The organism is Rhizobium deserti (assembly GCF_004358025.1).
GTDB lineage: Bacteria > Pseudomonadota > Alphaproteobacteria > Rhizobiales > Rhizobiaceae > Neorhizobium > Neorhizobium deserti.
Genome location: NZ_SMTL01000001.1, coordinates 868,436 through 885,396, shown reverse-complemented (window position 1 = coordinate 885,396; position 16,961 = coordinate 868,436). Strand labels below are relative to the sequence as shown.

Here is a 16,961-nt window from a genome sequence, read left to right as displayed (position 1 = left end):
CTCGGCTCATGCCGCGATGGCTCGTCTCTCCATCAAGGGCAGGCTCGCAAACAGTTCGACCGAATGCAGGCGCGCATCCACGTCGTGGACCGGCATGGAAATGATCAGCTCGTCTGCCCCGGTTTCTTCCAGAAACTCCTTGAGCTGCGCTTCGACCGTCGCGACGGAGCCAACCGCCGCGTAACGCAATGTGTGCTCGACATTCATCTTTTCCATCGGGCTCCACAAGCCTTCCATGCTGTCGACCGGCTTTGGGAAGGGTGTGCGGACGTTCTTGCGCAGGTTGAGGAACTGCTGCTGCGCCGAGGTGAACAGTCTTTCCGCTTCCCTGTCGGTATCCGCTGCGACGCCCATGACGCCAACCATGACATAGGGTTTTTCGAGCTCGATCGATGGCTGGAAACGCTCGCGGTAGATGGCGATGGCGTCCATCAGCATGTCGGGCGCGAAATGCGAGGCGAAGGCGTAGGGAAGGCCGAGTGCAGCCGCGAGATGGGCACTGTAGATGCTGGAGCCGAGCAGCCAGATCGGCACATGCGCTTCCATGCCGGGAACGGCAAGCAGCGCCTGGTTCGGCTCCGGCGTCCCCAGCAGGCGCTGAAGCTCGAGAATGTCGTGCGGAAAGTTTTCGGCGCCGGCTTCGAGATTGCGACGCAGGGCGCTGGCCGTGCGCATGTCCGTGCCCGGCGCCCGGCCGAGGCCGAGATCGACCCGGCCGGGGAAAAGCGCCTCCAGCGTGCCGAACTGTTCGGCAACCACGAGCGGAGAATGGTTCGGCAGCATGACGCCGCCCGAGCCGATGCGGATCTTCTTGGTGGCCGCACCCACATGCGAAATGACGATGGCGGTCGCCGCGCTGGCAATGCCGGGCATGCCGTGATGTTCTGCCAGCCAGAGGCGGTTAAAACCTTGTTCCTCAGCCTTTACGGCCAAGCGGCGGGACTGATCAAGCGCGTCACTAATGCTGTAGCCTTCGCCGATCGGCGAAAGATCGAGAATGGAAAAAGGGATCATCGACATGTCCTGAAACAAATGAGCAGAAAGTGCTTTATCGTTATCTAGGCAGCCAGATCCGCAAATGCGACCCCTTTGCGCAAGACGATTCGCCGCGACCGCTCAGGACTTGACCAGCCGCAAATGGGCGCCGGGCTTCGGCCCACCCTGTGGTTGCGGCTTGAAGATGCTCCCGGGCTGGATTGTCCGGATCGGGATAAAGCGGCTGGCATGGCGATCGACAAAGGCAACCTCGCGACTGATGACATCCGTCCTCGTCCGTAGCGTTTCCATTGTCATCGCATGTTCGCGGCTCGTCCGGGCAAGCTTCATCATGGTAGATCTCAAGCTGTCCAAGGCGGCTTTTTCCTTGCCGGCGTTTTCAGCCATGCCGGCCGCCTTTTCGTGTATCGCCTTGAGATAAACGGCCATTGCGTCGAATTCCCCCGAAACCTTGTCGGCAGCGCCGACACCGAGCGTGGCTGCTTGCGAGGTCGTGCGGCTCAGGTGGGCATTCGCCTTGGCCGCTTCGGCCATTTGTTCGGCCAAGTGCCGGAACTCGTCTCCCGCCGCATGCATGTCATCACCGGCTTGCCCTGTCTTGCCAGCCTGAAGCTTCAGGTTCATCGCCAGGAGGTTAGCCTTGAAGGCGATGTTCATGATTTCCTCGTTTAGCGAGGCGGTCTTGGCCGATGACGTGGCGAGCGCCTGCATCGCCGACGCGACCCCATCCACCGTCTGCCTTGCGCGCGGCAGATCAAGCAGTGCGCTGTAGCCGGCGCTTGCCGTGTAACCGGCCTGCGCTTGCCGCGCCCGGACCGTCTCGGAAAGCACGGCCGTTTCCGTTGCCGTCCGCGCGATCTCGGCCGTTTGTGAGGCAGCAGACTGCATAAGCGCCTTGATGTCCGCCTGAAGATCGGCCTGGCAGCCATGCAGTGTTGCTGCGCTGCTGCCAATGTCGTCGAGCACTTCTTCCATGCCTTCAAGGGAATGGTTGAAGTCGGAACGCAGGCCTTCGAACTCCGCGGGAAGCGGGGCCTCGATCCGTGCCGTGAGATCGCCGGAAGCAAACCGCCGCAGGCCGACGTCCAGCGCCGCCACCACCGTCTTCAGTTCCTCTGCCTGCTCGCGCTCATCGCCGGAGTTTTCGTGATGATTCTCGTCCGTCTTTCCGATCAGTCCCTCCATAACCTCGTCGGAATTTGCAAAGTGTACAAGATTGAGATGCGACGACTGTTGAGGTGCCGCAGAGGGCAGATAAAGGTGGTCCGGCGCCGGTTCTGGATGTGGCACGGCTGTGGTTGCGGCATTGTCGAACCCATGCAGCGGGAAGCTCTCGGAAGATGCCAGCAGACGCTTGACCAGCACGGCGAAGCCAAGCGTCACCGCTGCCAAGATGACCATCGCCATCATCAATTGGGGTCCGGTCAGGGGAGGAGAAAGCACAATGAGAAGCGCTGCCAGCACGGCCGCCTCGGCTACGATTGCCGTGACGAGCCTGAAGGAAAGGGATTGCTGTTTCTGCAACATGATTGTCTCCTCTTGTCCGTCCAACCTGAGCGTCAACGCGTGGCAAAGGCCCATGTTGCCCCAAGATAACAGCCGGGTCCTTCTATGGTTAATGAAGGGTTAACAACGACCTGTTTCTGGTTTGTTCACATTTGCATGGCACTCCATGCTTATGGACGCTAAGATCACGCACATGACACACACGATTCGCATTATCGGGATCGACCCCGGCCTTCGCCGCACGGGGTGGGGGATCATCGAGACCCTGGGCAACAGTCTCCGCTTCGTCGCATCGGGGACCGTGACCTCCGACGGCGACATGGACCTCGCTTCGCGCCTTTGCCAGTTGCATGACGGGCTTGCGGACGTGGTGCATGCCTATCAGCCCGATGAGGCGGCGGTGGAGCAAACCTTCGTCAACAAGGATGCGGTGGCCACCTTGAAGCTGGGGCAGGCCCGCGGCGTCGTCATGCTGGTGCCGGCCCGGGCCGGGCTGCCGGTTGCCGAATATGCACCAAATGCAGTCAAGAAGTCGGTGATCGGCGTCGGCCACGGGGAGAAGCAGCAGATCCACATGATGCTGAAGATCCTCATGCCCAAGGCCGAGTTTAAGGGCAATGATGCCGCGGACGCCTTGGCGATCGCCATTTGCCATGCTCATAATCGCGGCGGACAGCGCATGCGGCAGGCACTGGCCGGCTGATGGCCTGACGCTCTGCTGACACTCATCTTGATCAACTTTCCGGACGGACCTTTCCATGATCGGCAAGCTTAAAGGCAGTATCGACGAGATTGGCGACGATTATGTGCTCGTTGACGTGCATGGCGTCTGCTACGAGGTCTTCTGTTCTTCACGGGTGCTGGCAAGGATGGGATCGGTCGGCGAAGCGATCGTGCTTTTTATCGAAACCTATGTGCGCGAAGACCAGTTCAAGCTTTTTGGCTTCCTGACGGCTCTGGAGCGCGAATGGTTCAACCTGCTGCAGAGCGTGCAGGGCGTCGGCGCCAAGGTGGCGCTGGCAGTGCTCTCAACCTTGACACCCTCCGAACTTGCCAACGCGATCGCCCTGCAAGACAAGACGGCCGTGTCGCGAGCGCCGGGGGTAGGCCCGAAAGTAGCCGTCAGGATTGTCACCGAGCTTAAGAACAAGGCTCCGGCTTTTGCCGGCGAGGCATCGGCCACGATCGGCCTCAAGCAGGAACTGGGCGAGGGCGTAGCGGCCGCACCGGTTGCCGATGCCGTGTCGGCGCTTACCAATCTCGGCTATTCCCGTGATCAGGCCGCCAATGCCGTTGCCGCCGCAATGAAGACGGCAGGCGAAGGCGCCGACAGTGCCAGGCTCATCCGGCTCGGCCTGAAGGAGCTGGCGCGATAGTCCTGCAGCGGATGGCAAGACGCACGTCTTGGTGTATTGATGGGCCGAAAATCATAATGGAAATATCCCCATGACTGACTCCCGCCTGATCACGCCGGAAAAGCGGGGCGAAGACCTGGATGTAACGCTGCGCCCGCAGTCGCTGGACGAGTTCACCGGCCAGGCGGAGGCGCGCGCCAATCTGAAGGTCTTCATTGAAGCTGCCAAGAACCGCGGCGAGGCGCTCGATCACGTGCTTTTCGTCGGGCCGCCTGGACTTGGCAAGACGACGCTGGCGCAGATCATGGCCAAGGAACTGGGGGTCAACTTCCGGTCAACCTCCGGGCCGGTGATCGCCAAGGCGGGCGATCTTGCAGCCCTTTTGACCAATCTCGAAGACCGCGACGTGCTGTTCATCGACGAGATTCATCGGCTCAATCCAGCTGTCGAGGAAATCCTGTATCCAGCCATGGAGGATTTCCAGCTCGATCTGATCATCGGCGAAGGGCCGGCCGCCCGCTCCGTGAAGATCGACCTGTCGAAATTCACCCTGGTGGCGGCGACGACACGGCTGGGACTCCTCACAACGCCGCTTCGGGATCGTTTCGGCATTCCGGTGCGCTTGGCCTTCTACACGGTGGAGGAGCTGGAACTTATCGTGCGGCGCGGGGCGCGGCTGATGAACCTGCCGATGACAGACAATGGCGCAAGGGAAATTGCCCGCCGCGCACGTGGAACGCCTCGCATTGCCGGCCGCCTCCTGCGGCGTGTTCGTGATTTTGCAGAGGTGGCGCGTGCGGAAGCCGTCACCAAGGAAATCGCCGACGAAGCTCTGACGAGGCTTCTGGTCGACAACATGGGCCTCGATCAGCTCGACAAGCGCTACCTCAACATGATCGCCGTGAACTTCGGCGGCGGGCCTGTCGGTATCGAGACCATTGCCGCGGGCTTGTCTGAGCCACGCGACGCCATCGAAGATATTATCGAGCCCTATATGATCCAGCAGGGCTTCATCCAGCGGACGCCGCGTGGGCGGGTTTTGACGGCAAATGCCTGGAAGCATCTCGGGCTGCAGCCGCCCAAGGATTTGGAAGCGGCGCAATTCCGGATGAACCTGGACGATGAGTGAAGACGGCAAGGCCCCAGACCTCCGTATTCGTATCAAGTTCAAGCGGAAACGCATCTTCCAGATGCGGATAGCGGGTCTGGCATTTCGCGAGGGCCATGTTCTCGTCCACCGCGCGGTGCATGAGCCCTTCTGGACCTTTCCGGGCGGTCGAGCAGAAGTCGGAGAAACGTCAGCCGAAACGCTGAAGCGGGAGATGATGGAAGAGCTGGGGGTCGAGGTGACGGTCGAGCGCTTGCTCTGGTCGGTCGAAAACTTCTTCCATTACGAAGGCCAGGATTTCCACGAATTCGGTCTCTACTACCTGATGAACCTCCCTGAGCGCTTCCCATTTCATATAAGCGATATCGTGCACCGGGTGCAGGATGGGCATGAACTGGAGTTCAAGTGGGCGAGGGCGACGAAGCCGGCTTTGAAGACGCTGGATATCCCGCCTTATTTCATCGCAGAAGCGATTGAGGATCTTCCGTCAACGCCCCGGCATGTGATCTGGCGGGACGGCGACCTGGATTTGAAATCCTGAATTTCGGAACATCGAGCGGCTTCTCTCAGTTCTTCTGCAAACAAAGGAGAGCGTGATGCAGAAAATCAATGTCGGAAATGACGTCGAGTGGAAGTGGGGACGGTCCAAAGCCGAGGGCAAGGTCGCCGAGAAATTCACCAGCGATGTCGAGCGCAAGATCAAAGGCAAGACCGTCAAGCGTAAGGCAGACAAGGAAGAGCCAGCCTTCCTGATCAAGCAGGAAGATGGTGATCGGGTTCTGAAGAGCCAGTCGGAGCTGAAGAAGACCCATGGCTGATGGACATCCCGAGGAACGGCCGCCGGCTGAAGTGGCGGCGGCTGCCGAGAAAGGCCTGGAACTGCGGGCCAAGTTTCGCCGCGGCGGCACCACGATCGGCATAGCACGAGCCCGCGACCTGAAGCATCAGAAAATTCTGTCGGACAAGACGGTCAAGCGCATGGTCAGCTATTTCGCACGCCATAGCGTCGACAAGCGTGCGGAAAACTTCGGCAACGACGAAAACCCATCTGCTGGCTATATCGCCTGGCTTTTGTGGGGTGGCGACGCGGGCCAGAAATGGGCCGAAGAGCACAAGAAGGCCATGGAAAAGACCAAGGAAGAGGTCAGGATGAAACGGTTCAGACAGCAGCACTGAGCTTACGGCCCAAGTTTTCGACGGTTCTCGCGAGCAGCGGCTGTCCGCCCGGTTGCCATCCAAGGCCTCGTATCTTGTCCACCGGCATGACGTTGATCGACTGCCGGTCTGCCACAGGCGGCAGGAGGCCCTCCGGATGGTGCAGATGCTGCAGGATTTCGCGGGTGTCGGTGGTGACATCCGACAAGTTGAAGCTTTGGCCGCCAATCTCTTGCCCGTCGCTTTCCAGCATCAGCCGCACCGCCGCCGCGAGATCGCGTCCATGGACCTCAGTTCCAGCGCGCGACAGAACGGGCTTGCCGGACAGGAAGTCGGACAAGAGCTCGTCCCATTTGTTGGGCTGCAGATCGCCATAAATGCCAGTGGCCCTGAGGCTGGCGGTAATGAAGCGCGGTTCCGACAGGGCGGCGATCTCCTGCTCCGCGCCCAGCTTGATCTCGCCGTAAAGGCTGTTGGGGCAAAGCCGGAGATCCTCGCTGAGCTTCGTGCCGAGGGGCAGGCCATCATAAACGGCGCGGCTGGACAGGAAGACAGCCCGTTGCACGCCTGCTCTCTTGGCCGTTTCGAAGAGGCGGACGGTGCCATCAAGATTAAGGCGGCGGAACTGCTGCGGGTCAGTGCCTTCTCCACCGCGATATCGGCCGGGAACATGATCGAACGCCGCATGGACAAAGAATTTCACGGTTTCGAAGGCATGGCTTTGATCCAGGTCCGGATCCAGAAATAGCGGCACGAAGCCGACGGGCCGGTCGAACAGATCAGGGGCAGGCGGCCTTCGGCCGCCGATCACGACCTGGTACCCGGCCGTCAGCAGCCCCTCCACAATATAGCGACCGACAAAGCCGGTTCCGCCCGACACCAGCACCCTCATCATGCGGCTCCGGCGGGCGGCGGAAGCGAACGGATGTCAATTACCCTTCCGTCGTGGAAAGCGTGCCAGAGATCAATCAACGGCTTCAGCTCGTTCGATCGGGGGTGATCCGTCTCCCATGGCTTCTCATACTGATAGTGGAGAATGCCGATGCTGCGCCAGTCCCACAGCCCCGGCATGTTGAACCAGACATACTGCAGCATGTTCATGAAGACAGGCAGACCGTGCCAGTCGGGGAAAAAGGCTTCCAAAAATGTTTGGTCGGTGCGCCGCCAGAAGGCATCTGGCTGGTCTAGAGCGACAAGCATGGCCTCGAAAGTCGCCAGCGAAGGCTTGGCGACGAAGACGCCCGAATTCAGCCGGCGGAAATCGGCCAGGCTCTCGTAAAGGTTTGGCGCGGCGGAAAACTCCGGATAATCGAAAAGCTTGTCAACGTTCTTCAGGACCAGAGCATCCGCGTCGATAAAGACGCAGGTCTGGTAATCTGTGAGCTGCCAAAGGCGCAGTTTGCAGAAATTGTCGAGAGGCGTGTGGAAATTGGGCTTGCGCCCTTTGGTGAAAGGCGCTGCTCCGTGAAGGTTTCGGCGCGCATGCCGCTCATTGAAGGCGTCGGATAATGGTAGATGTTCGACAGCCACCATCCGGCACCCGAGTGACTGCAGAGGCAAGAGGTCGTCTTGCGAGACGCCTCCGGTATGCAGCACGACGATGTCGGCATGCGTTCCGGTCCGCTGGATGGATCGGGCGAGCGCCATCGCGCCCATCGTGTAGTCCGCATTGGTCACGAGGGTGACGAAGGCATTGGCCATGGTCAGGCTGCCTCAGGACACTGATTTCAGCCGCTTGCCTTCCGGATCATGCTCCACCTTGGCGGCAATGTCCTTGGTCCAGGCAGAGACCGCCGGCACCCGCGAACGGTCGACGCGATAGGCATATTTTCGGGCGACATCGACGATTTCAGACAAAAGGCCTTCGCCTAGGGTCGTCGGTTCAAGGCCGAGGCCCAGAAACTTCTCGTTGCGGACGATCAGGTCGTTTTCCGGCGCTTCCTTGCGCGGATTGGGCAGCCAGGCAATCTGCGCGCCGCTCATCTTCGACACGATCTCTGCAAGGTCGCGTATCCGATGGGTTTCAGTCATCTGGTTGAAGATCTCGACGCGGCTGCCGCGGGCCGGAGGATTGTTCAGGGCGATCTCGATGCAGCGAACCGAATCCTGGATATGGATGAAGGCACGCGTCTGGCCGCCGGTGCCATGCACCGTCAGAGGGTGGCCGATTGCAGCCTGAATGAGGAAGCGATTAAGGACAGTGCCGTAGTCGCCGTCATAGTCGAAGCGGTTGATCAACTGTTCATGGCGGCGGGTCTGTTGCGTATGGGTGCCCCAGACAATGCCCTGATGCAGATCGGTGATGCGCAGCCCGTCGTTCTTGGCATAGAACTGGAAAAGCTGCTGATCCAGGCACTTTGTCATGTGGTAGATGGAGCCGGGATTGCTGGGATAGAGGATTTCCTGAGACACGCTGCGACCGTCGACCGTCTCAATACCGACCGGCAAATATCCCTCCGGAATGGCTGCCCCGACCGTCGAATAGCCGTAGACGCCCATGGTTCCCAGGTGCACGAGGTGCGCATCCAGATCGAGCTCGACCAGGGCGTTGAGGAGGTTGTGGGTCGCATTGACGTTGTTGTTGACCGTGTAGTTCTTGTGCCGGTCGCTTTTCATCGAATAGGGCGCTGCCCGCTGTTCGGCGAAGTGAATGATGGCGTCGGGGCGGTTCTTGGCGAGCCAACCCTTCAGGAGCTCATAATCCTTGGCAAGGTCGATCAGGTTGAAGTGGACACGCCGGCCAGTCTCGGCGTGCCAGATGCGGGTGCGCTCCTGGATGCTGTCCATGGGCGTCAGGGACTGAACGCCGAGTTCCGTATCGATCCAGCGCCTCGAAAGATTGTCGAGGATATGGACGTCGTGGCCTGCCTCCGACAGGTGGAGCGAGGTCGGCCAGCCGACAAAACCGTCGCCGCCCAGAACTGCGATCTTCATTGATGACTCTCCGCTGGTGTTCGGGTTTTTTCCTGTTAGGGAGAAAGTGTGACGCTTCTTCGAAGCTGGGTCAGCAATTCGCGTTTATCCAGTGGTCGAAGACGAAAATTCTCAAGGCAGGCGGATGAGCGATCATAACTTTCTTTTGTCGGGGGAGCTGACGGAGGCCGGGCATCGGCTGGTGCAGCGTGTTTATTATGAAGACACGGACTTCTCCGGTCTCGTCTATCATGCAAGGTATCTTCACTTCCTCGAGCGCGGCCGAACCGATTATCTTCGCTGCCTCGGTTGCGAGCAAAGCGCGCTGCTTTCGGCCGACGAGGAAGGGCTGGTCTTCGTCGTTCATCGCATGGAGATCGATTTCAAGCAGCCCGCGCGCATGGACGATATCCTCACCATCGAGACAGCCACCGAGAAAGCCGGAGGCGCCAAGATAGTGCTGACCCAGGAGGTCCGTCGCGGAGACGCATTATTGATAGCCGCGAGGGTGGTGATTGCCGTCGTCAACAAGCATGGGCGACCCCGGCGGCTGCCGCAAACCCTTGCGGAGAAGTTTCTCGGATCTTCTTCTTGATCGCCATGAAGTAGATCCGCAGCCTGCGCAGGTAACACATTCTTAACGATAATGATGTCTTACTGCGGCATCGGGAATTTGTGCAGCGCACGCCTTCCTTTGACCAAATTTGAAAGCGAGAAGCCAAGCTGAAAGCTCAGTGCGCATAGGGCGAAGAGCGCATCCAGCGATATAATCGGCATTCTCGCGAGAGCGCGCTTTTGAACCCGCCCGGTCCTTGAAGCCGGGCGTTTGGATTCGGGGATAGTGGATAGATGGAACAGGTAGCTTTGGAAGCTGCGGCGCATGATGTCAGTCTATGGTCGCTGTTCATGCAGGCGGGACTGGTTGTAAAGCTGGTCATGATCGGGCTCCTCGGGGCATCCGTCTGGACCTGGGCGATCGTTGTCGACAAATACGTCAACTTCGCCAAGGCCCGCCGGCAGTTCGATCAGTTCGAGCAGGTCTTCTGGTCCGGGCAATCTCTCGAAGAACTTTACCGAACGCTAGCAGAACGTCAGAACACCGGGACGGCGGCTATTTTCGTTGCAGCCATGCGCGAATGGAAGAAGAGCTTCGAACGCGGCGCCCGCTCGCCGATCGGCCTGCAGATGCGTATCGACCGGGCCATGGACGTGACCATGGCGCGTGAGAGCGAAGGCTTCGAGGCGCGACTGGGTTCGCTGGCAACCATCGGTTCGGCCGGTCCCTTTATCGGTCTCTTCGGCACGGTCGTCGGCATCATGACCTCGTTCCAGGCCATCGCCGGTTCCAAGTCGACCAATCTTGCCGTCGTCGCTCCGGGTATCGCGGAAGCCCTTTTGGCAACGGCGATCGGTCTCGTTGCGGCTATTCCGGCGGTTATCGCCTATAACAAGTTCATGGGTGATGCCGGCAAGCTTTCGGCTCGCATGGAAGGCTTCGCAGACGAATTTTCGGCCATCCTGTCGCGTCAGATCGACGAAAAATTGCAGCCGCGGCAGGCAGCACAATAATCCTGCAAGCGCCAAGGAGCACGTATCATGGGTATGTCAGCCGGAGGAGCCAAGGCATCGGGTGGCGGTCGTCGCAGGCGCGGCGGGCGTCGTGGCGGTGCGATCAGCGAAATCAACGTGACGCCGCTTGTCGACGTGATGCTCGTGCTGCTGATCATCTTCATGGTGGCCGCACCGATGATGACGGTCGGCGTGCCGATCGACCTGCCGGAAACGCAGGCCAAGGCGATGAACTCCGATACCCAGCCGATCACCGTGTCCGTCAACACGAACGGTGAGATCTTCCTGCAGGAAACTCCCATTGCCATCGATGAGATCCTGCCCAAGCTGCAGGCCATCGCCACCACCGGCTATAGTGAGCGCATCTATGTGCGCGGCGATACCGCCGCCGCCTATGGCGTCGTCATGAAGGTCATGGCCCGTATTTCTTCTGCTGGTTACAAGAACATCGGTCTTGTGACGCTGCAGGAACAGGAGAAGTGATCCCGGCGCCATGAAAGGTAGTCTCGGCACATCGCTGGTCCTGCACACGCTGGTGCTCAGCTGGGCGCTCATATCGTTGAGCGCTCCCGCACCAATGACTGTTGCCGACGTCGAGGCTTTTCCGGTCGATATCGTTCCGATCGAATCCGTCACGCAGATGCAGCAGGGCGACAAGAAGGCTCCGATGAAGGACAAGCCGTCTGCCAAGGAGACCAAGAACCAGAAGGTCATCGAGAGCGCCGAAAATGCCGGTGAGAACGACATCGACCTGAAGACGCCGCCGACCCCGTCCAAGAAGCCGACGCAGACGGAAGCCGCGGCAGCGCCCAAGCCCGTCGAGCGGCCGACACCCACGCCGACGCCGGAACAGAACGACGTCAAGGAAATCGCGCCGGAGGAAACGGCGCCGAAGCCGGCCGAAGTGGCAGCCTTGCCGCAGCCCAAGCCCGAGCCGACCCCACCGAAGCCGGAGCCGACCCCGCCCAAGCCAGAGCCTACGCCACCCAAGCCGGAAGCGGCCAAGCCGACGCCTGCGCCTGTCCAGGCAGAGAACAAGTCTGAAACGGGAGAACTGCCGGATACGCCGCCCGTACCGACTGCCAAGCCGCAGCCCCCGAAGCCAGAGCCTCCGAAGGAAGAAGCCAAGCCGGTCGAAAAGCCGGCTGAGAAGCCTGTAGAGAAGAAGCCCGAAACGAAGCCGACGGAAGTCGCCAAGGCCGATACCAAAGCCACCGAATCCGCAAAGCCGACCGACAAGAAGGACGGCAAGAAACAGGAGACGGCGAAATCATCCTCTTCGCAGAAGAGCGACTTTAATGCCGATCAGATCGCGGCGCTTCTCAACAAGCAGGAAGCATCCGGCGGTGGCGCGAAGCGTTCCTCAACGCCTGCGTCGACGGGCAGCACCAAGCCTTCCACCGGCAACAAGCTCAGCCTGAGCGAGATGGATGCGTTGCGCGGGCAGATCCAGAACAACTGGTCGACCATTGCCGGCATCGAAGGCCTGGAAGGCATGATCATTCGCGTCAAGATCAGGCTCGACCAGTCCGGGACCATCGTCGGTGAGCCCGAGGTCTCGTCCAGCGGCGGTTCCGACATGGCGCGCAGAACAATGGAATCCAGTGCCCGTCGCGCAGTGCTGCGTTCGTCTCCGTTCAAGAACCTGCCTGCCGACAAATATGACTCTTGGAGCGAAGTCGTCGTCAATTTCGACCCCAGCGAGCTTGGGCTCTAGTAGATGAAGCATAGCTGAAAGGCTTTAGTACCATGAACAGACGTTCCTTCCTTGGCCTCATGATGGCGGGCGCCGGCGTGTCGGCACTCTCGACGCCGGCGCATGCTTTGGTGGAAATCAACATCAACAAGGGCAATGTTGAACCCTTGCCGATCGCGATCACGGATTTCGTATCCAACAACGAACTCGGTGCGCAGATTTCGCAGGTCGTTGCTGCCGACCTGCAGCGCTCTGGACTGTTTGCGCCGGTCAACAGGGCCGCATTCATTGAGAAGATCACTGACCCGAGCAAAGCACCCCGGTTCGAAGATTGGAAGGCGATCAACGCCCAGGCGCTGGTCGTCGGCCGTGTCAGCCGCGAGGGCGACGGCCGGCTGCGCGCCGAGTTCCGGCTTTGGGACACTTATGCCGGCAGCCAGATGACCGGCCAGCAGTTCTTCACCCAGCCCGAAAACTGGCGCCGTCTGGCCCATATCATCGCAGATGCGATCTATGAGCGGATCACCGGCGAAAAGGGCTATTTCGATACGCGCGTCGTGTTCGTTTCGGAAAGCGGTCCGAAGACCGCCCGCCAGCGCCAGCTTGCAATCATGGACCAGGACGGCTTCAACGTCCGCACGCTGACCAGCGGCAAGGACCTTGTGCTGACGCCGCGCTTTTCGCCGAACCGGCAGGAGGTGACCTACATGTCCTTCGAAGGCAATCAGCCGCGGGTCTACCTGCTGCAGCTGGAAACCGGCCAGCGCGAAGTGGTGGGCAATTTTCCCGGCATGACCTTCTCGCCGCGCTTCTCGCCGGATGGCCAGAAGGTCATCATGAGCCTGCAGCAGGAAGGCAATGCGAATATCTACACCATGGATCTGCGGTCGCGCACCACGACCCGCCTTACCTCGACTGCGGCCATCGACACGGCGCCTTCCTATGCACCTGACGGTGCCCGCATCGCCTTCGAAAGCGATCGCGGCGGCAAGCAGCAAATCTATGTCATGGGCGCCGACGGCTCCGGACAGCAGCGGATTTCCTTCGGTGACGGATCCTATTCGACGCCTGTCTGGTCTCCGCGCGGCGACCTCATCGCCTTCACCAAGCAGTCCGGCGGCAAGTTCTCGATCGGCGTAATGAAGCCGGACGGGTCGGGCGAACGCATCCTGACCTCCGGCTTCCACAATGAAGGCCCGACCTGGGCGCCGAACGGCCGCGTGCTGATGTTCTTCCGGCAGAATGCCGGCGCGGGTGGTCCGCAGCTTTATTCGATCGACCTGACCGGCTATAACGAATTGCAAGTCAAGACGCCCGCTTACGGCTCCGACCCGGCCTGGTCGCCACTGCTCGAATAATGGCGGCAAGCTTCAATTGGAAAGGGAGCGGTTGTCGCCTCTTTCCCGCCCTATTCTGCTGAGAAAGGGCGAATTAAGGGACAGCGGAAGACTTTGTTAACCATAACTGTTTGATCATGGTTAACCGACTTCGGTTAGAGTCTGGCAACTCTGATAGCAATCGATCAAGGAGAGACCGGCCATGAGCCGCATTGATACCCCGGCGATGAGCCGCATGCAGACACTCGCTCGCAATCCTGCCGTTATCGCGCTGACGCTCGCCCTCGCTCTTGCCGGCTGCGCCAACAAGAAGAACCTGCCGAACAGTGCCGGCGACCTTGGCCTCAACGGCGCCGGTTCGGCCACGCCCGGCTCGACGCAGGACTTCACGGTCAATGTCGGCGACCGCATCTTCTTCGACACCGATTCGACCTCGGTTCGCGCCGATGCGCAGCAGACGCTCGACCGTCAGGCTCAGTGGCTGCAGCGCTATCCGAAATACGCGATCACGATCGAAGGCCATGCTGACGAACGCGGCACCCGCGAATACAACCTTGCTCTCGGTGCGCGCCGTGCTGCCTCCACCAAGGAATATCTGGCTTCCCGCGGTATCCCTGCGAGCCGCATGAAGACCATCTCCTACGGCAAGGAACGCCCGGTTGCCGTTTGCGATGACATTTCCTGCTGGTCGCAGAACCGTCGCGCAGTGACCGTACTGGGCGGCGCCGGAATGTAATCAGCCTGATGGCTGGAGAAATAAAAGGCGGCCTTTTGGCCGCCTTTTTGTTTTTTCCATAGTTTAGCCCTGTTTAACGGGATTTTGGCGGAGGACTTGGTTGCTTTTTGACCGTAGTTGTAAAAATCTCTTTTCGCGCCAATTCGGCGCAAATCAAAAAGCAGGACGGACGACATGAAGAAAATTGTCTTGGCAGCAATGCTGGGGCTGGCGGTAACGGGCGGGCCCGCAGGCGCCTTTTCGCTGCCGAAACTCTTCCAGGGCGAACAAAGCGTAACGCAGCAGCAATCGACCGAGGATCGGCCGGTGGTGCTTGCGCAAAGCAGCGACGCCGTTCGCATCCAGCAGCTTCAGGAAGAGATGCGGCAGCTCAACGGCCGTATCGAGGAAATGAGTTATCAGATTCTGCAGATGCAGGAGCTACTCCGCAAGACGCAGGAAGATAACGAATTCCGCTTCCAGGACCTGGAAAAGAAGAAGAGAACCGAAGTGGACGACACGGCCGGGAAACCGGCCGTGGCGGCTAACCGCACTCCTTCGACGCCTGCAGCCCCACCTGTATCTTCTTCCGACGATGTCGCGCGGATCATCGACGAGCCGCTGTCCAGTGATGGGGCCGAAGCCCCGGCCGGCGGTCGGGCGGCGCCTCCACCGACGACGCTCGGTTCGATGGATTTCGATCAGAATGGCAATCCGCGCGGCGCGAGCCGCAACGAGAATGCCAAGAATGCTGCGGGCCTGCCCGGCGTTGCCGCTCCGCCGCAGGTCGGCCGCCCGGCAGCCAACGGCAAGGACCCGCAGCAGACGGCGTCGCTCGGCAGTGAAAACGACGCCTACAAGATCGCCTATGACCACGTTCTTTCCGGCGACTATACGCTGGCAGAGAAGGAATTCTCGGGCTACATCGCCGCCTATCCGAAAAGCGGGAAAGCTGCAGATGCGAATTTCTGGCTGGGGGAGGCACAATATTCGCAAGGCAAGTATGCCGATTCGGCAAAGACCTTCCTCAATGCACATCAGACTTATGGGAAGTCTCCCAAGGCGCCGGAAATGCTTCTGAAACTGGGCATGTCGCTTGCCGCGCTTGATAACCGCGAAACTGCCTGTGTGACGCTCCGGGAAGTGCCGAAGCGCTATCCCAACGCGCCGAAGGCCGTGCTGGCAAAGGTCGGCAGTGAGCAGAAACGTCTCGCCTGCTGAACCGTCGCACTGTCGTGGTGTCCGCTGCTGCTTCCTCTTTTCTGTCGCCGCACGATGCGGCCCGCGATTTTCTGAACAGGCTCCAGCGGCCGGCGCGCCTGCTGATCGCGATTTCCGGGGGAAGCGATTCCTCCGGCCTCCTCAGCGTCCTTCTTGATTGTCACCGTGGTGAATCAGGCGGCAATATCAGCTTGTTTGCAGCAACGGTTGATCACGGCTTGCGGCCGGAAAGCGCGCAGGAGGCTCGGGCCGTAGCGGAACTCTGCCGCAGCTTGAATGTGCCGCATCTTGTCCGTCGCTGGGAGGGCAGCAAGCCCGCGACCGGGGTTTCGGCGGCTGCGCGGGAGGCGCGCTACCGGTTGCTGATGGAGATGGCTGATGAGGTCGGCGCAACGGCAATCGTCACCGGCCACACATGGGACGACCAGCGCGAAACGGTGGCGATGCGCGCCGCACGCCGGGATGGAGACGAAAATCTCGGTCTTGCGGGCATGGCAGAGGCCGTTCTGCTCGACAGGCGGCGCTGGCTGTTGCGCCCCTTTCTCGCTACTCAACGGGCCGACATTCGGGCCGCACTCTCAGCAAAGGGTATGGCTTGGATCGACGATCCCAGCAATCTTGACACGCATTACGAGCGCATCCGCGTGCGGCAGGGTGGTCGGCAGGAGGCAGGTGTCGAACCTGCGGATATCGCGCGCGTTGCGGAAAGGCGCACAAGGCTGTCCGGCCAAGCCGCGCAGCTGCTGCGCGACCATCTGACGCTTCAACATTGTGTTCTGGCATATTTGCCGGCGGCGGCGCTTCAAGGCGAGCCGGACGTGCGACGCCATGCGCTGGCAACTCTTGCCAGCTTCCTCGGGGGGCGGGCCCATGCGCCGGGCACGGAATCCATGGATCGAATTGTGTCTGTCGTCGATGACGCAGTGCCGGGACGCGTCACGGTCGGTCGGGTGATCTTTGACCGCCGCCGCGAGGGGATCTACCTCCAGCGTGAATGCCGGGGCCTGGCGCCTGCTCATGTGGCGCCGGGCACCGAAGGTCTTTGGGATGGACGCTACCGTGTCGTGAACGGCAGCGACCAGGAGGTCGTCATCGGCCCTACGCCGCCGGAGCGTGAAAAGGCACAGGCCCTTTTTGCTGACGTTCCGTTGTCGATTGCAATGCGGGCTATGACGGTCATGCCTTTGATCCTGACGCGTGCTGCGGAGAATGTAGCGAACATCCGCTTTTACCCGGTGGTCGCACCTTTCGATCGCTTTCTTTCGCAGTTTGATCTCGATCTCGCGCGCCAACTGGCGGTTTTCTGCGAAGGCCACCTTTATCCGCCGCTGCCAATTAAGCTTTCCGTGCGGAAAAGCTAGGGGGCAGTCCCGGTTCGCCTTGGCAAGGC

At 60.4% G+C, this 16,961-nt stretch carries 19 protein-coding genes; 14 read left to right on the top strand and 5 right to left on the bottom strand.

The annotated features are described in order from the left end of the window. Nucleotides 1-6: 6 nt before the first annotated feature. Together E2F50_RS04270 and E2F50_RS04265 are read right to left on the bottom strand one after the other, a co-directional pair. The gene (locus tag E2F50_RS04270; RefSeq protein WP_133314791.1) at nucleotides 7-1,014 is read right to left on the bottom strand and encodes an LLM class flavin-dependent oxidoreductase; all 1,008 of its coding nucleotides are present in this window, start codon (nucleotides 1,012-1,014) and stop codon (nucleotides 7-9) included. A gap of 102 nt (nucleotides 1,015-1,116) precedes the next feature. Next, nucleotides 1,117-2,523, bottom strand: a complete 1,407-nt coding sequence (locus E2F50_RS04265) for a methyl-accepting chemotaxis protein (RefSeq protein ID WP_161973985.1) — start codon at nucleotides 2,521-2,523, stop codon at nucleotides 1,117-1,119. A 172-nt stretch (nucleotides 2,524-2,695) separates the two neighbouring features. Here E2F50_RS04265 and ruvC point away from each other — a divergent pair, with 172 nt between their 5' ends. The 6 genes from ruvC (at nucleotide 2,696) to E2F50_RS04235 (ending at nucleotide 6,141) form a co-directional block, all read left to right on the top strand. After that, nucleotides 2,696-3,205 carry a crossover junction endodeoxyribonuclease RuvC gene (gene ruvC / locus E2F50_RS04260; RefSeq protein ID WP_133314789.1) on the top strand — a complete coding sequence of 170 codons (510 nt, stop codon included), beginning with the start codon at nucleotides 2,696-2,698 and terminating at the stop codon, nucleotides 3,203-3,205. Between the two features lie 55 nt (nucleotides 3,206-3,260). Then, nucleotides 3,261-3,878, top strand: a complete 618-nt coding sequence (ruvA, locus tag E2F50_RS04255; protein ID WP_133314788.1) for a Holliday junction branch migration protein RuvA — start codon at nucleotides 3,261-3,263, stop codon at nucleotides 3,876-3,878. 70 nt (nucleotides 3,879-3,948) lie between these two features. Next, a complete protein-coding gene (gene ruvB, locus E2F50_RS04250) occupies nucleotides 3,949-4,986 on the top strand; it encodes a Holliday junction branch migration DNA helicase RuvB (RefSeq protein WP_133314787.1) in 1,038 nt (345 codons plus the stop codon). Next, entirely contained in the window at nucleotides 4,979-5,506 is a 528-nt protein-coding gene (locus E2F50_RS04245) for an NUDIX hydrolase (RefSeq protein ID WP_133314786.1), read from the top strand. Before ruvB ends, E2F50_RS04245 begins: the two co-directional genes overlap by 8 nt. A gap of 55 nt (nucleotides 5,507-5,561) precedes the next feature. After that, nucleotides 5,562-5,783, top strand: coding sequence for a hypervirulence associated TUDOR domain-containing protein (locus E2F50_RS04240; RefSeq protein WP_133314785.1), 222 nt, complete (start codon nucleotides 5,562-5,564; stop codon nucleotides 5,781-5,783). Then, nucleotides 5,776-6,141: a hypothetical protein gene (locus E2F50_RS04235; RefSeq protein ID WP_133314784.1), complete on the top strand. Its 366-nt coding sequence runs from the start codon at nucleotides 5,776-5,778 to the stop codon at nucleotides 6,139-6,141. Before E2F50_RS04240 ends, E2F50_RS04235 begins: the two co-directional genes overlap by 8 nt. Here the strand turns inward: E2F50_RS04235 and E2F50_RS04230 are convergent. From E2F50_RS04230 to E2F50_RS04220, 3 genes are read right to left on the bottom strand one after another with little or no spacing between them, the layout of a single operon-like run. Then, on the bottom strand, nucleotides 6,125-7,012 hold the full coding sequence (locus tag E2F50_RS04230; protein WP_133315233.1) for an NAD-dependent epimerase/dehydratase family protein: 888 nt from the start codon (nucleotides 7,010-7,012) through the stop codon (nucleotides 6,125-6,127). The two genes, E2F50_RS04235 and E2F50_RS04230, sit on opposite strands and share 17 nt — an antisense overlap. Next, complete coding sequence (locus E2F50_RS04225) at nucleotides 7,012-7,821, bottom strand: glycosyltransferase (RefSeq protein ID WP_133314783.1); 810 nt, start codon at nucleotides 7,819-7,821, stop codon at nucleotides 7,012-7,014. The genes E2F50_RS04230 and E2F50_RS04225 overlap by 1 nt, the downstream gene beginning before the upstream one ends. 12 nt (nucleotides 7,822-7,833) lie before the next feature. Continuing rightward, nucleotides 7,834-9,054 carry an NAD-dependent epimerase/dehydratase family protein gene (locus tag E2F50_RS04220; protein ID WP_133314782.1) on the bottom strand — a complete coding sequence of 407 codons (1,221 nt, stop codon included), beginning with the start codon at nucleotides 9,052-9,054 and terminating at the stop codon, nucleotides 7,834-7,836. A gap of 124 nt (nucleotides 9,055-9,178) precedes the next feature. Between E2F50_RS04220 and ybgC the strand changes: the two genes are divergently transcribed. From ybgC to tilS, 8 genes are all read left to right on the top strand, one after another. Next, nucleotides 9,179-9,628, top strand: coding sequence for a tol-pal system-associated acyl-CoA thioesterase (gene ybgC, locus E2F50_RS04215; RefSeq protein WP_133314781.1), 450 nt, complete (start codon nucleotides 9,179-9,181; stop codon nucleotides 9,626-9,628). Between the two features lie 254 nt (nucleotides 9,629-9,882). After that, entirely contained in the window at nucleotides 9,883-10,602 is a 720-nt protein-coding gene (tolQ, locus tag E2F50_RS04210; protein ID WP_133314780.1) for a protein TolQ, read from the top strand. Between the two features lie 27 nt (nucleotides 10,603-10,629). Continuing rightward, a complete protein-coding gene (tolR, locus tag E2F50_RS04205; RefSeq protein ID WP_133314779.1) occupies nucleotides 10,630-11,085 on the top strand; it encodes a protein TolR in 456 nt (151 codons plus the stop codon). 10 nt (nucleotides 11,086-11,095) lie between these two features. Then, nucleotides 11,096-12,319: a TonB C-terminal domain-containing protein gene (locus tag E2F50_RS04200; RefSeq protein ID WP_133314778.1), complete on the top strand. Its 1,224-nt coding sequence runs from the start codon at nucleotides 11,096-11,098 to the stop codon at nucleotides 12,317-12,319. Nucleotides 12,320-12,351: 32 nt separating this feature from the next. Beyond that, complete coding sequence (gene tolB, locus E2F50_RS04195) at nucleotides 12,352-13,656, top strand: Tol-Pal system beta propeller repeat protein TolB (RefSeq protein WP_133314777.1); 1,305 nt, start codon at nucleotides 12,352-12,354, stop codon at nucleotides 13,654-13,656. Nucleotides 13,657-13,837: 181 nt separating this feature from the next. Beyond that, on the top strand, nucleotides 13,838-14,371 hold the full coding sequence (gene pal / locus E2F50_RS04190) for a peptidoglycan-associated lipoprotein Pal (protein ID WP_133314776.1): 534 nt from the start codon (nucleotides 13,838-13,840) through the stop codon (nucleotides 14,369-14,371). 174 nt (nucleotides 14,372-14,545) lie between these two features. Beyond that, a complete protein-coding gene (gene ybgF / locus E2F50_RS04185; RefSeq protein ID WP_133314775.1) occupies nucleotides 14,546-15,571 on the top strand; it encodes a tol-pal system protein YbgF in 1,026 nt (341 codons plus the stop codon). Nucleotides 15,572-15,588: 17 nt separating this feature from the next. Next, nucleotides 15,589-16,932 (top strand): tRNA lysidine(34) synthetase TilS, encoded by a 1,344-nt coding sequence (tilS, locus tag E2F50_RS04180; protein ID WP_161973982.1) that lies wholly within the window; start codon nucleotides 15,589-15,591, stop codon nucleotides 16,930-16,932. The last annotated feature ends 29 nt before the right edge of the window (nucleotides 16,933-16,961 follow it).